The organism is Metabacillus sp. 22489 (assembly GCF_052044855.1).
Classification (GTDB): domain Bacteria; phylum Bacillota; class Bacilli; order Bacillales; family Bacillaceae; genus Metabacillus; species Metabacillus niabensis.
Genome location: NZ_JBQENT010000001.1, coordinates 102,557 through 115,686, shown reverse-complemented (window position 1 = coordinate 115,686; position 13,130 = coordinate 102,557). Strand labels below are relative to the sequence as shown.

13 protein-coding genes are annotated in these 13,130 nt (G+C 33.8%); 9 read left to right on the top strand and 4 right to left on the bottom strand.

The features are described from left to right. Window positions 1–4 precede the first annotated feature (4 nt). The 4 genes from ACTJJ9_RS00565 (at window position 5) to mreC (ending at window position 4,071) form a co-directional block, all read left to right on the top strand. Window positions 5–535 carry a Rieske (2Fe-2S) protein gene (locus ACTJJ9_RS00565; protein ID WP_145580996.1) on the top strand — a complete coding sequence of 177 codons (531 nt, stop codon included), beginning with the start codon at window positions 5–7 and terminating at the stop codon, window positions 533–535. Beyond that, window positions 528–719: a hypothetical protein gene (locus ACTJJ9_RS00560; protein WP_145580995.1), complete on the top strand. Its 192-nt coding sequence runs from the start codon at window positions 528–530 to the stop codon at window positions 717–719. Before ACTJJ9_RS00565 ends, ACTJJ9_RS00560 begins: the two co-directional genes overlap by 8 nt. A 458-nt stretch (window positions 720–1,177) precedes the next feature. Continuing rightward, window positions 1,178–3,154, top strand: coding sequence for an LTA synthase family protein (locus ACTJJ9_RS00555; RefSeq protein ID WP_145580994.1), 1,977 nt, complete (start codon window positions 1,178–1,180; stop codon window positions 3,152–3,154). A gap of 134 nt (window positions 3,155–3,288) precedes the next feature. Continuing rightward, window positions 3,289–4,071, top strand: a complete 783-nt coding sequence (gene mreC / locus ACTJJ9_RS00550) for a rod shape-determining protein MreC (protein ID WP_095300085.1) — start codon at window positions 3,289–3,291, stop codon at window positions 4,069–4,071. Window positions 4,072–4,215: 144 nt separating this feature from the next. On the opposite strand, the gene ACTJJ9_RS00545 is transcribed toward mreC, so the two are convergent. From ACTJJ9_RS00545 to ric, 3 genes are all read right to left on the bottom strand, one after another. Further along, complete coding sequence (locus tag ACTJJ9_RS00545) at window positions 4,216–4,749, bottom strand: hypothetical protein (RefSeq protein WP_095300084.1); 534 nt, start codon at window positions 4,747–4,749, stop codon at window positions 4,216–4,218. A gap of 14 nt (window positions 4,750–4,763) precedes the next feature. Continuing rightward, the gene (locus ACTJJ9_RS00540) at window positions 4,764–6,275 is read right to left on the bottom strand and encodes a nitrate/nitrite transporter (RefSeq protein ID WP_255451814.1); all 1,512 of its coding nucleotides are present in this window, start codon (window positions 6,273–6,275) and stop codon (window positions 4,764–4,766) included. Between the two features lie 444 nt (window positions 6,276–6,719). Then, window positions 6,720–7,418, bottom strand: coding sequence for an iron-sulfur cluster repair di-iron protein (ric, locus tag ACTJJ9_RS00535; protein WP_145580992.1), 699 nt, complete (start codon window positions 7,416–7,418; stop codon window positions 6,720–6,722). Between the two features lie 200 nt (window positions 7,419–7,618). On the opposite strand from ric, the gene ACTJJ9_RS00530 reads away from it, so the two are divergent. Next, a complete protein-coding gene (locus ACTJJ9_RS00530) occupies window positions 7,619–7,903 on the top strand; it encodes a hypothetical protein (protein ID WP_145580991.1) in 285 nt (94 codons plus the stop codon). A 152-nt stretch (window positions 7,904–8,055) separates the two neighbouring features. On the opposite strand, the gene hisC is transcribed toward ACTJJ9_RS00530, so the two are convergent. Continuing rightward, window positions 8,056–9,138, bottom strand: a complete 1,083-nt coding sequence (gene hisC / locus ACTJJ9_RS00525) for a histidinol-phosphate transaminase (protein WP_145580990.1) — start codon at window positions 9,136–9,138, stop codon at window positions 8,056–8,058. 127 nt (window positions 9,139–9,265) lie between these two features. Here hisC and pdxR point away from each other — a divergent pair, with 127 nt between their 5' ends. From pdxR to ACTJJ9_RS00505, 4 genes are all read left to right on the top strand, one after another. Continuing rightward, window positions 9,266–10,711 (top strand): MocR-like pyridoxine biosynthesis transcription factor PdxR, encoded by a 1,446-nt coding sequence (pdxR, locus tag ACTJJ9_RS00520; protein WP_440768345.1) that lies wholly within the window; start codon window positions 9,266–9,268, stop codon window positions 10,709–10,711. 242 nt (window positions 10,712–10,953) lie between these two features. Then, complete coding sequence (locus tag ACTJJ9_RS00515) at window positions 10,954–11,565, top strand: spore coat protein (protein ID WP_145580988.1); 612 nt, start codon at window positions 10,954–10,956, stop codon at window positions 11,563–11,565. A gap of 14 nt (window positions 11,566–11,579) precedes the next feature. Next, entirely contained in the window at window positions 11,580–11,939 is a 360-nt protein-coding gene (locus ACTJJ9_RS00510; protein ID WP_440768344.1) for a hypothetical protein, read from the top strand. Between the two features lie 212 nt (window positions 11,940–12,151). Beyond that, window positions 12,152–13,126, top strand: coding sequence for a ring-cleaving dioxygenase (locus tag ACTJJ9_RS00505; protein WP_145580987.1), 975 nt, complete (start codon window positions 12,152–12,154; stop codon window positions 13,124–13,126). Window positions 13,127–13,130 lie beyond the last annotated feature (4 nt).

The window sequence follows — 13,130 nt, the reverse complement described above, 5'->3', positions numbered from 1 at the left end:
GAAAATGTCCAATAACCGATATCAAAAACAAAACCGCCATGATACAAATAGTGATATGATCAATTTGGTCGACAATTTAAATCGGGCTGAGGATCTTAAATTTAATAGACGCGCCTTTTTAAAGACTGCTGTTGGCGCATCAATTACCCTTGGTCTTGCAACATTACCTTTCACTGGATTAGCTCTTACTAATAAAAAAGAAGCAAAGCATAGAGTTGAGATAGCAAAGCTTGCAGATATACCTAAGGATAGTGCTTTTAACTTCACTTACCCAACTGATGATGAACCAGCCATATTAATTCGTACGAAGAAAGGGGAGCTAAAAGCGTATAATAATAAATGTACTCACTTACAATGTCCAGTTTTTTATGAAAAAGAGGAGTCTGTCCTTCTTTGTCCATGTCATAAAGGCTACTTTAATGTCGAAACAGGTCACCCGATGGCAGGCCCACCACAACGTGAGCTACCTCTTATTCAACTTGAAGTAGAGGATGGAATGATTTATGCAGTTGGGAGACAAACGCGTCATGAGTAAAAAAGGATATTGGATCATTATTTTTCTTACCCTAATCGCAAACATTGTTATGCTTCAAATGACGGTTGAATCATTTTTTGGTGAAGAATATGAGCGCATTTATATCTATAGTACAATCTCAATCATCTCATCAGTAATTTGTTTTTTAACATTTTTAAGATGGAGAAAAAACGAATATGATTAATTTCTCGGGCTATCTCAAAAAACTCCTGTTCATTTTGACTTTGAGATAGCCTTTTAAACAACTTATCATCATAAAAAATGGAAGAGATTTTGCTTATACTTTTTGCATTAGCGATTATACAAATGAACATAATGAGAATAATGAGTTCACAGAAGTTTCAAAAAGTATCTAGATCGAATGGTTTAGGACAAATGACCTTTTTTTCATTCATTCTTCGACAAAATCTGATTTGAATATGAAATCAATTAATAGCATACATATTAACTTAAACACTAGAAGGAGAGGGGAAAACAATCATCTCAAGTTAAAATAATGTAAGAACTAAATCGAAACGCTTACATTGCTATTTACCATTTTTGCGATATTGACGAACTTTATACGTTGAGTTAGAATTGTTAAATGTTCGCTGAGTAGATTTAGTATATTTACATTTATTCAAATTAAGAGGTGCATTTCACATGAAAACAAAGATATTTTCTTGGATGAATAAACATATTTATTTCTTTCTTTTAACAATTGTATTTTTATGGATAAAAACCTATATTGCTTATGAAGTTGAATTTACTTTAGGAATTGATAATAAAATGCAGGAGTTTCTCCTATTTATCAATCCTTTAAGTTCAGTTTTATTCTTTATAGGATTCGCATTATTTTTCAAAGGTAAACGTTCATATAATATGATGATTTTCATTAGCTTCCTATTATCATTCCTATTATATGCAAATATTGTCTATTACCGTTTCTTTTCAGATTTTATTACATTGCCAACTCTAACACAAACAGGCAATGCCGGAGATTTAGGACAAAGTATTCTAGCTTTATTAAGCCCATACGATATATTATATTTCCTAGATACGATTATTTTATTACTTCTTGTTTTAACGAAGGCCGTAAAACCTGAAACAACAAAAGTAAAAAAACGAACTGTTTTTATCGTATTTAGTGCAGCTGTTGCGATTTTTGCGGTAAATTTAAGCTTAGCTGAAACAGACCGACCACAGTTATTAACAAGAACCTTTGACAGAAACTATATTGTTAAATATTTAGGTATGTATAATTTCACGATTTATGATGCAATTAAGAGTACTGGCGATTCTGCACAACGTGCGATGGCCGATTCAAATGATATTACTGAGGTAACGAACTATACTAATGCAATATATGCAGAGCCTGATCCAAATCTTTTTGGTGTAGCAAAAGGTAAAAACGTTATTTATATTCATTTAGAATCACTACAAAACTTTATTATTAATTATAAATTACATGGTGAAGAAGTAACGCCATTCCTAAATTCTTTAACAAAGGATAAAAACACATTCTATTTTGATAACTTTTTCCACCAAACAGGTCAGGGGAAAACAGCGGATGCTGAGTTTATGTTAGAGAACTCTTTATTTGGATTGCCACAAGGGGCAGCTTTCTCTACAAAAGGTCGCAATACGTATCAAGCAGCACCTGCAATTTTAGGTCAACAAGGGTACACATCTGCAGTATTTCACGGTAATACTAAGACGTTCTGGAACAGAAATGAAATTTATAAATCTTTAGGTTTTGATCATTTTTATGACTTAAGCTATTATGATGCGGAAGACGATCAAGTGGTGAATTACGGCTTATTAGATAAACCATTTTTTGAGCAATCAATTCCAATGCTTCAATCATTAAAACAGCCATTTTATTCAAAATTCATCACAGTTACAAACCATTTTCCATATCCACTCGATCAAAGCTTAGCAACGATCGAGCCGCATACTACTGGTGATGAGTCTGTTGATAATTATTTCCAAACTGCACGTTATTTAGACGAAGCATTAGAACAATTCTTTAATGATTTAAAAGAGTCTGGACTTTATGATAACTCAATGATTATTATGTATGGAGACCACTATGGTATTTCTGAAAATCATAAAGCTGCGATGTCTAAAGTGTTAAATAAAGAAGTAGACAACTTTGAAAATGCACAATTACAACGGGTACCATTATTTATTCATATCCCAGGTGTAGAGGGTGGAACAATGCACCAATATGGTGGACAAATCGATTTAATGCCTACTGTTATGCATTTATTAGGAATTGATACTAAAGGATATGTTCAATTAGGTACTGATTTATTCTCACCTGAGCATCAAACTGTTGTACCATTCAGAAACGGTGATTTTATTACTGAGAATGTTACAGGGTTGAACGGAAAGTATTACGATACAAACACAGGTGAAAAACTAGAGAAAACAAAAGAAATTGAGCAATATGAAGAAAGTACAGAAATGAAGTTACAGATGTCCGATAAAATCGTTAACCAAGATTTATTACGTTTCTATACTCCTGAAGGATTTACACCTATTAATCCTAAAGATTATCAATATACGGATAAAGATAGTACAGATGAAAAATCTACTGATGAACAATCAGAAGACGAAAAATCTGCTGAAAAATAATATATCTTTTAAACTGTCAATAGATTATCGATCTATTGGCAGTTTTTTTCTATAAATCTACAAAGATTATGTAAAATATGGTAATATAGTAGAGTTGGTAAAACTATGAACACCATGATAAAAAAGGAGATACCATGAAAACGAAAACGAAGATTTACATATTGCTCGGTGGGATAGCTGTTCTTGTATTACTGTTTTCAATGAGATATATTCCTACAGACAAATTGGTAAAGAATTTTACTGAAAATACTCTTGTAGCAGATATTCGCCAATTTCTAAACTTATATAATGAAAATAAATTGTTAGAGGAAAGAATCGCAAGTATTGAGCAACTTAAAATAGAAAACCAGCTTGTCCAATCTGACAATAGTGAATTAGAGAAAACGAAGCAGGCTGTTGAAAGATATAAAAACTATCAACCTCTTGTTGCTACTGTTATTTATCGAGATTTTTCTTCCGAAAATAGTCAAAATTGGTTTAATTCATTAACACTTAGTGCTGGGGAAAACCAAGGAATTAAGAAGAATATGCCTGTCATTTCACCTGAAGGCCTCATTGGATTAATTAAAACAGTTCATAAAGACACAGCTGAGGTGGAGCTAATTACAAGTAATCAGAAAAGAAGCTATATTCCAGCCACCTTTAAAGATGACCAGTCAGTTTTCGGTATGATTGAATCCTATGATCCTGAAAACAACCTGATTAAAATGACAAGAATTGAAACGAATAAGGAAATTAAAGTAGGGAGTATTGTAACAACTTCACAAAAGAGTACTTACTTTCCTGCTAATTTGGAAATTGGAGAAGTGATAGAAGTTAAGAAGGATAACTATGGTTTAACAAATACAGCTTCCGTTAAACCAGCTGTTCATTATTACGATATAAATTATGTTTTAGTTTTACAAAATCCTAAATAAGGAGCTTTTGTTCATACAAGGGCATGAGGAATAAGTAAAAAGCTAAAAAAGAGGGGGTGTCCAAGATAGGGGCTGACCCCCAAACATCATTATTAAGCTTCTTAACTATTTTCTTTAGGAATAAGACTATTGATACATCATAAATTACCATTCGTTTGACGCTTCAATCTTTAAATCCTTCCCTTTAAATGTTTTTTCACCGAATAGCGTAACCAATGTACATTTTGTTATCGTGTCCTCATATTCAGATGTTTCGTATCCAACAAATAATCCTGATGCGAGTTCAACTTCAGATTCATTTATAACACGAACCTTTTTCCCGGAAAGTGATGTCAGCATAGCCTTTTGGATAAATCGATACCATTTTTGCCAATTTGTTATAATATACGCTGGTTCACCAGTTTCAGTATAGCCTAACAAACTATTTTTATCGTAGATTGTTCCTTTAAGCCGGTCCTGAATACTAGAAAGGAGAAAATGGATTTTTCTATATTCCTGAATGCCTAATTGATTAGAATAGGTAATAGATAGTTCCTTATTTCGTGTATCGATCTCAACATTCAATAGATTTCTTTTATTAATAGGATAGACAAAACGATTATCAATCCATTTAAAACCATACTCTTTTAGGATTGGCATCATTTCATTTCCTTGATATGTTAGAATTGCAGATAACATGATTTTATTCCTTCCTATTTAATCATTCTCATTTTTTCCTTCGAAATATCGTTAAATTGACCAACATAATATTTTATTTCTCCAGCTTCATTACTTATTTTCGTAATCGTTAACCATTCAGGATAAATTTCACCATTTTTCCGCTTGTTCCATATTTCGCCCTGCCAATAACCATTTGTTTTCACTTCAGACCATAACGTTTGATAAAATGCCCGATTATGTTTTCCTGATTGTAATATATTCGGCTTTTTCCCAATAACTTCTTCCATTTCATAGCCTGTAACTTTTGTAAACGCAGGATTGACACTTTGAATAATCCCTTCACGATTTGTAATCATAAGCCCTTGTGCCGTGTTCTGAATAATTTTATTGTCAATTTGGCGTTCCTCTTGGTAGTACATAAAGACAACAATGACAAAGCTAAGCAATGCAAATTCGGATAAAGCCATAAATCCAATAGCATAATGACCTGTTAAATTAAATACAGATGTTAATACAAGAGGTGGAAAAAAGCCTCCTAGCCCTCCCATTGCAGCCACAATTCCATTAACGATACCTGCTTGCTTTGAGAAATATAGTGGGACGAGCTTGAATACTGTTCCATTTCCGATACCAGCACAAACAGCGACAGTTAAAACACCAATTGTATATATTTCAATTGTTGGTGAAAAGGATAAAATGACACCTGAAATCGTCAAACCACCAAATACAAACATAAGCATATAATAAGTGTTAAATTTATCTGCAAGAAAGCCGCCGATGGGGCGAAGAATAGTTGCTAGCACAATAAAACCTGCTGTTCTTAATCCAGCTGAAACAGGATCAAGCTCAAAGTGGTTCACAAGAAAATTGGGTAAATAAATCGTAAATGCTACGAAGCCGCCAAACGTAATAAAATAAAACAAGCTTAAAAACCAAAGGATTTGATTTCGATATACTTCTTTTATTTGCTGCATGATTGGCTGCTTAATTTTTTGTTCTTTTTTATCACCTAGGAAAAAGTTCGAAACGGCAAATAATAATAAAAGAACGATATAGAGTCGGACCGTTTGTTCCCATCCAATTGTTTTTGCCAACACTGGTGCGGCAAATGTTGTTATTGCTGTTCCGATATTTCCTGCACCATATATTCCATTAATAAAACCATGCTTTTCTTTACTGTAATACTTTGGAAGGGAGGTAACACCAACAGAAAAGACAGCTCCACTTATCCCTAAAAATAGACCTCCTAAAATTAAATCAAATAATGAATTTGCGATGCTAATATAATAAACAGGAAAAATTAAAAGGATAAAACTAATCGTGAAAATAATCCTTGCTCCAAATCGGTTAGTAAAATATCCGATCGGAATTCTAAGAATCGAACCTAAAATAACAGGAATCGCTGTTACGAGTGCAATTTCTTGTTCAGTTAAACCGAAATCCTGTTTGATATTTGGCATAAGAGATGAAATTAACACCCATACCATAAATCCTGCGGTTAAACTTAAAGTTTGAAGAGGAAGCTGAACTTTTTGACGCTTCATCATGAATTCTCCTTTCGAGTTCTTTTTTAAGTTGACTCTGCTAAAAATTGCCGACACTAACCTTTAAAAACCATTTGTGCCAGATACCTTTAACTTAGCCATATTTTTAAAGGTATCTTAGCAAACCAGTTACATTCTGTTTGTGTAAAATATCACATTTAAAGAGCGTTTTTAAAAAGGTGTAACATTTTCGCAACAAAAAACCTACCCAAGCATTTAGGGTAGGCATTTTATCATCCTTTTTTACATTATGCTGTGAATCTTTGTTGTTTATTTCCTATTTACAGCATTTGCTTTTCACGGACATTTCGGAACCCTCCTTAAGAGCATTAGCCCTTTAAGGCCTCACTTTAACACACTACTCCCGCAGGAGACTCACGAATTCTCTCCAATAAAAAACAAAATGAATGAAATCTATAACTAGCTTTAATACGAGATTTTACATTATGAAAGATACCTAGGAAAGAGGATGTTATTTTCTAAATGAATATGCTGGAACATATCATCCTCTAGCATTTCCAAACGGTTATAAACTAAACGATACGTTCCACAAGCAGATTCAGGTACATGATAATCATTTGTTAACATACGAATTTTCTTTAAAATGTTACCTGCTGCATTGTGTTCATCCTCGAGACTATTTATTAATATCTGCAATTCTATTCGCGATTGTTCTGACTTTTCTTTTTCATATTTTAAAATTTTCGGAAAAACCGCTGTTTCTTCCTTTTCAAAATGCTCGTATAACTCTTCCTTTAACTCTGTAAAAAGTGCTAAAAGTTGATGCAAATGTGGATGATGTTTACCGTGTACAAATGCGACCTTTTTCACATAAGGCGTCATTTGCTTCACTTCAGATAAGGCAAAATGATGGTGTACAGAAATAATATGATGAAGTAATTTTTCTGATTCAACCATTCTCCAATCTGTCTCTTCTGTCGAACGATTATTCTCTAGATAAAATTGTTCAAGCTTTTTGACAATTTCATCTGCCGGAAGCTTCCGATCGGCAATTGCCTGTTCTAGCGATTTCATTCCTCCACAGCAAAAATCAATTTTAAAATGTTTAAAAAAATCACTGGATTGTGGAAACGCTGCGACAATTTCTCCAATTGTTGTTGTGCGGTTAAATTTTTCAATCATACTTGCACCTCCTAAAAGAAGCATACTAAAGTTTACAAACGATTGTTGTGATATCTATCACAACAATCGTTTGTTTTCTATCAATTTAATTGGAAACATTTTAGCATAGCATTTTCTCCTAATGTCTACTAATCTGTAAGATATAAGCTTTAAAACTAGCTTGATAGCTCCAATAGCTTATAGGATGAGGAGATAAAAAAATGAATTATTCAACTGTGCAGCAAATTATGAATAGTCCTGATACGAATCAGGCCGTTAAATATATTAAAAAGCTATGGTATGCGAAGGAAGAAGGCTATTTGTCATTATCAAATAACTATCATTTTTATAAAAATGAGGTCATGCATTTACGAGCATATGCACCTGATAATTGGAAGTTGAACATAGGAGATCGATCCTTTTCAATTTCAAAGCAAATTGATAATCATGGGATTTGTAAAGTGACGATATTTGCCAACGGAGACATATCATATACAATACATTAAAAAATCTCAGACAAATTCTGAGATTTTTTTGTTATGTTATTGCTTTAATACATTTTCGAGCTATGCTATGTTTATTGAATATATGAATAACCCTGTAATGGAGGGGTACCTAATGAAATTGGCAGTCTCCACTGTAGTCAAAGATAATAGTTTTAGAGAATCCTATACTTTCCTTCTTTTATAATAGAGGAAACCACATTAAATAAAATCTCCATTTCTTCCTCTGTGCCTACTGAAATACGCAATTTATCCTTCAATCGAGGGGAATCAAAATAACGGACGTATATGTTTCTTTGAATGAATGCTTCATATAGCTCTTTTGCTGTCATGTTTCCATGGCTAGGAGGTGTACATAGGATAAAATTCGTTTCAGATGGTAAAACGGTAAACCCTAACTCTTTTAACCTGTCACTAATACGATCACGAATTTGTTTAATCCTATTAATTGTTGTATTCAAGTACTCCTTATCTTTTAAAGCAGCTAATGCAAGCTGTTGACTAATCGTATTAACATGATAAAGATTTTTACTTTTTTCTAATGCAGCTATAAACTGAGGATTTGAAAAACAATAGCCAATGCGAATCCCACTTAGTGAAAATACTTTTGAAAATGTTCGTAAAACGATCACATTATCATATTGATGAATGAGTGGAACGGCTGAATTTTTAGGATCGGCAAAATCGATATATGCCTCATCGATAACAATAAGACCTGAGTAATGACAAACAAGGTACTCGATATCGGATGATGGTAACAGTAAACCTGTTGGGGCATTTGGATTAACAAGGATAATTGCGTCTGCTTTCGTTTTGATCAGTGAGTTAAGATCAATTGCATAATCCTCACGTGTCGGAATTTTCACACATTCAACTTGAAATCGTGCCGCAACATTTTCGTAAAGTGAGAATGTTGGATCAGGTAATGCAATTCGCCCTTGAGCTCCAATAAAAACGGTAAAAAGTAACGAAATAATTTCACTCGAACCATTCCCACAAAAAACCTGTTCTGCCTTTACAAAATTTTGCTTTGCTATTTCTTCACATAGTTCCTGGCATAGCTGATCCGGATATCTTTTTAATGAATCAACCTGAATAGATTGCAATGCCTCAAAAACTCGCTTAGACGGTGGAAAAGGATTTTCGTTCAAGTTCAATTTAATTGCCCTTTGATCAGCTGGTTGTTTTCCAGACTGATAAGAAGGCATTTCCATAATATGAGGTAGAATATTAGCCATTTTTTGCTCCTTTATTAAATATTTTTATAAAAATAATGCTATGATGAGAATAACTTGAAATTGACATTACAAAAATAGCCAGATTTAACAAATTGCAAGTGACAGTTGAAAAGGAGGGGAATACGAAATGGAATTAACCCCAATGATCGACAAATCCTCGTTTGAACCGATTTATCTTCAAATATATAATTATATTCAAGAGGAAATAATTGCTGGTAGAATTGAAAGAGACAGTAAACTTCCTTCTATTCGAAGATTAGCTCAATATCTCAACATAAGTAGAACACCTGTGGCATTAGCATATGACCAGCTACTTGCAGAAGGTTATATTAAAAGTAAGCCAAGAAGTGGTTATTTTGCAGAAAACGTAGAATCGATAGCTAGATCCAATTATGATCTGAAACAAAATAAGGTATCTCCTACCGGCAACTATTCACCAATACATCACTTTTATCATTCCTATCAAAATGATGCCATTAAGTATGACTTTGGCTATGGCACAATTGATTTGCATCATTTCCCGTTAGCAAAATGGCGAAAATTTATGAATCGAAGCCTATTGCCAGAAAACAGTTTCCATTTATTATATGGGGATATCCAAGGGGAAATAGGACTTCGTGAGGAAATCGCTTCATACCTACACCAAAATCGTGGTGTCAGGTGCTCTCCAGATCAAATTGTCATTGGTGCTGGTACATTTCATTCTCTAGATCTTTTGTTTCAGCTCATTCAGCACAGAACGACAAGCATTGCTGTCGAAAGCTCCGTACATGTTGGGGTGAAAGCTTTATTAAATAAATTTCCATTTCAAGTTGAACCACTAGATTTAGAACTGGACGGTATTAACTTAAATAAATTAAAGAAAAAAGAAGTACAAGCTATTTATCTCACACCATCTTATCAGTTTCCATATGGGATGACCCTTTCGATTAACAAACGAATTAAACTATTAAAGTACGCTACAGAAAATCAAATATATATTATTGAGAATGATTATGACGGAGAATTTCGCTATAATAATCGTCCTATTCCTTCGTTACAAAGTCTTGACAATAATGGAAGAGTCATTTATTTAGGGACATTTTCAAAATCGCTTACACCTTCATTTCGAATTAGTTATCTTGTATTACCAACAGATTTGCTTTGCTTATTTCATATAGGGAAGCATAGCTATGACCAACATGCATCACCTATTTTTCAAAAAACCCTTCAATGGTTCATGGAATCAGGTGATTTTGAGAGACATATGAGAAAAATGCGAACCCTTTATCAAAAAAAGCATGAGATTATAACAAGTCGCTTTTCAGACATTTTTGAGGATAAAATAGAAATAGTAGGTGCAGGCGCAGGTCTTCATATTGTCATTAAAGTGAAAAACGATATGGACGAATTAAAGCTTATTGATACAGCTAAACAATTCGGTGTCAACGTATATCCAACATCAATCTACAAAATTGAAAATCATCAAAAGCAAGACAACATACTTTTACTAGGTTTTGGCGGATTATCGGAAACTGCAATCGAGGAAGGATTAAGATTACTTAAAATCGCATGGTTTCCAAACAAACCATGAAAAAAATAGTGAAATAACAGGACCATTTTTGGTTCTGTTTTTTTGTTTAATAACAAAATGAAATGTAGATTCGTGAAAATCCTGGAACACCTAGTTCTTATTCATCTACTGCTAAAAGAAGTTTTGTCACATATGGAATGTTCTTTGAAAAATATAAGAAACATAAATAGATTGTATATTTTTTCAACTATCGTGGTAATTTATATTTGGCTTTAAAACTTAAGTTAATGGAGGAACGACATATGCAAAATCAATTGAACCAACAGGCAATCGGAGCCCATGAAATTTTAGATTGTCATGAAGTGTTAATGTGTACAATCAATGGAATTAATCAGTTTCAATTGTTTCAACAATATTGCCAGGATCAAGAGTTAAAGAATATTCTTCAAAATCAATTATCGTTTATGACAAGTGAGTACAATACGATATTACAGGCAGTTCAACAAAAAGCAAATATCGGACAATTACCGAGCGTTCAAGCAAATATGAATTTTACACCTTCATACGGGATCAAGCAAGGTGGGGTTCCAGAAATTCCAAATGCATCTGTTAATCATATGAACGACCGTGATGTATCCTCTTGTATGCTTGGACTTCATAAATCATCAGCAGTTATGAAAATGCAAGCAGCTCTAGAATGTACAGATTCAGGATTACGTGAAATGATGATTCAAAGTGCGAAAAATTGTGCTGACCAAGCCTATGAAGTTTGGAGCTACATGAATAAAAACGGCTACTATCAAGTTCCAACATTTGATCAAACAACGACAAACGTAATAATGAACAGCTACCAACCGAGCAGTATATATAATCCGACTGCACAACAAATAAGCCAAAACAATATACACTTTTAATTGGAGGGATTACAATGCATACTAATCAACACGCGATTCAACAAATTAACCAATGCCGTCAAATCGTTCAACAAATGATTCAACAAACACAACAGAGCAGTCAGCAATATAAACAAATGCTCCAACAAGAGCAACAAAATGTTCAAATGTTACAACAAATGCTTCATCACGAACAACAAGCTGTTCATGTTATCCAGCAAAGCCTGCAAAATCATCACCAAGCCATTCAACAATGCCAACAAGTATTAAATATTTGCAATCAAATGCAGCAAGAAATTTCAACAACAGCTCCAGCGACACAAGGTTTTAGTATTCAATCACAAATCCCAAGTTATCAAGCTTCACAAGTAAATAGACCATTCATCCAACGATAAAAAGCCTGCAGGCAGGGTAAAGGTAAGTTTGAGTCAACTTTACCCTGTTTCCTTCCATATTTTCACTATATCCTTACCAAAACCAATGATATACATACTCTTTATAAAGTTGACATCTGAAAAAGGTTCTTATATAATTATCTTGAAATCGAGATTATTTTAACTGAGATATTCCGTATTTTCATTGAAATAGGGTTGAAAGGAAGATCACTATGAATAGAAAACCATTAAAAGGAATTCATCATGTATCAGCATTAACGGCAAATGCAAAGAATAACTTTGAATTTTATACAAAAATATTAGGGATGAGATTAGTAAAGAAAACCGTCAATCAGGATGACACATCTGTCTATCATTTGTTTTATGCGGATGAACGAGGAAATCCAGGCACTGACTTAACTTTTTTTGAGATTCCTCGTGCAGGGAGAACATATCCTGGGACAAACAGTATTACAGCTACCTCACTCCGTGTAAAAGACAACGAGGCACTTCAATATTGGAAAGAGAGATTTGTCCAATTACATGTTGACCATGATGAGATTCAATATGAATCACAGCGAGCGACATTATCGTTCAGAGATCCTGAAGGACAACGATTAATCTTAGTTTCAGATGAAGGTAATAAAGGGGTAGCAGGAGGGATCCCTTGGGATAAAAGCCCTGTACCGAAAGAAAAGGGAATCATCGGACTAGGGCCGGTACATTTAACTGTTTCACGACCTGAGAGAACAATCGAAGTATTAACGAAAATAATGGGCTTTCGCGAAATTGCATCGTACAAAAGAGACAAGGATCAAAAAGCTGTACGCGTTTTTGAAACTGGTGAAGGTGGAACAGGTGCAGAAATTCATGTAATAGAAGAAACGGAGTTAAGTCGTGAAAGACCAGGTCGAGGAAGCGTTCACCATGTTGCATTTCGCGTAGAGGATGCAAAAGAATTGGAAAAATGGCAAGCGATTCTGGAGGAAAATCATTTGCCTAATTCTGGTTTTGTCGAACGATATTATTTTGCGTCATTATATTTCAGAGAACCAAATGGAATTTTATTTGAGCTTGCAACAGACGGACCTGGATTTGAAGGTGACGAAGATTTTGAGCATTTAGGAGAAACATTAGCTTTACCTCCTTATTTCGAAAGCAAACGAAAAGAAATTGAAGCAAAATTAACGCCATTGGAAACAAACTGATAGG

What these genes read in the sequence shown, in the direction of transcription:
- hisC (WP_145580990.1), bottom strand. Translation starts at nt 9,138, where the DNA reads ATGGCTAATATTCTACCTCATATTATGGAAATGCCTTCTTATCAGTCT.
- ACTJJ9_RS00545 (WP_095300084.1), bottom strand. Translation starts at nt 4,749, where the DNA reads ATGTTATCTGCAATTCTAACATATCAAGGAAATGAAATGATGCCAATC.
- ACTJJ9_RS00565 (WP_145580996.1), top strand. Translation starts at nt 5, where the DNA reads ATGTCCAATAACCGATATCAAAAACAAAACCGCCATGATACAAATAGT.
- pdxR (WP_440768345.1), top strand. Translation starts at nt 9,266, where the DNA reads ATGGAATTAACCCCAATGATCGACAAATCCTCGTTTGAACCGATTTAT.
- ACTJJ9_RS00510 (WP_440768344.1), top strand. Translation starts at nt 11,580, where the DNA reads ATGCATACTAATCAACACGCGATTCAACAAATTAACCAATGCCGTCAA.
- ACTJJ9_RS00515 (WP_145580988.1), top strand. Translation starts at nt 10,954, where the DNA reads ATGCAAAATCAATTGAACCAACAGGCAATCGGAGCCCATGAAATTTTA.
- ACTJJ9_RS00530 (WP_145580991.1), top strand. Translation starts at nt 7,619, where the DNA reads ATGAATTATTCAACTGTGCAGCAAATTATGAATAGTCCTGATACGAAT.
- ric (WP_145580992.1), bottom strand. Translation starts at nt 7,418, where the DNA reads ATGATTGAAAAATTTAACCGCACAACAACAATTGGAGAAATTGTCGCA.
- ACTJJ9_RS00540 (WP_255451814.1), bottom strand. Translation starts at nt 6,275, where the DNA reads ATGAAGCGTCAAAAAGTTCAGCTTCCTCTTCAAACTTTAAGTTTAACC.
- ACTJJ9_RS00505 (WP_145580987.1), top strand. Translation starts at nt 12,152, where the DNA reads ATGAATAGAAAACCATTAAAAGGAATTCATCATGTATCAGCATTAACG.
- ACTJJ9_RS00555 (WP_145580994.1), top strand. Translation starts at nt 1,178, where the DNA reads ATGAAAACAAAGATATTTTCTTGGATGAATAAACATATTTATTTCTTT.
- ACTJJ9_RS00560 (WP_145580995.1), top strand. Translation starts at nt 528, where the DNA reads ATGAGTAAAAAAGGATATTGGATCATTATTTTTCTTACCCTAATCGCA.
- mreC (WP_095300085.1), top strand. Translation starts at nt 3,289, where the DNA reads ATGAAAACGAAAACGAAGATTTACATATTGCTCGGTGGGATAGCTGTT.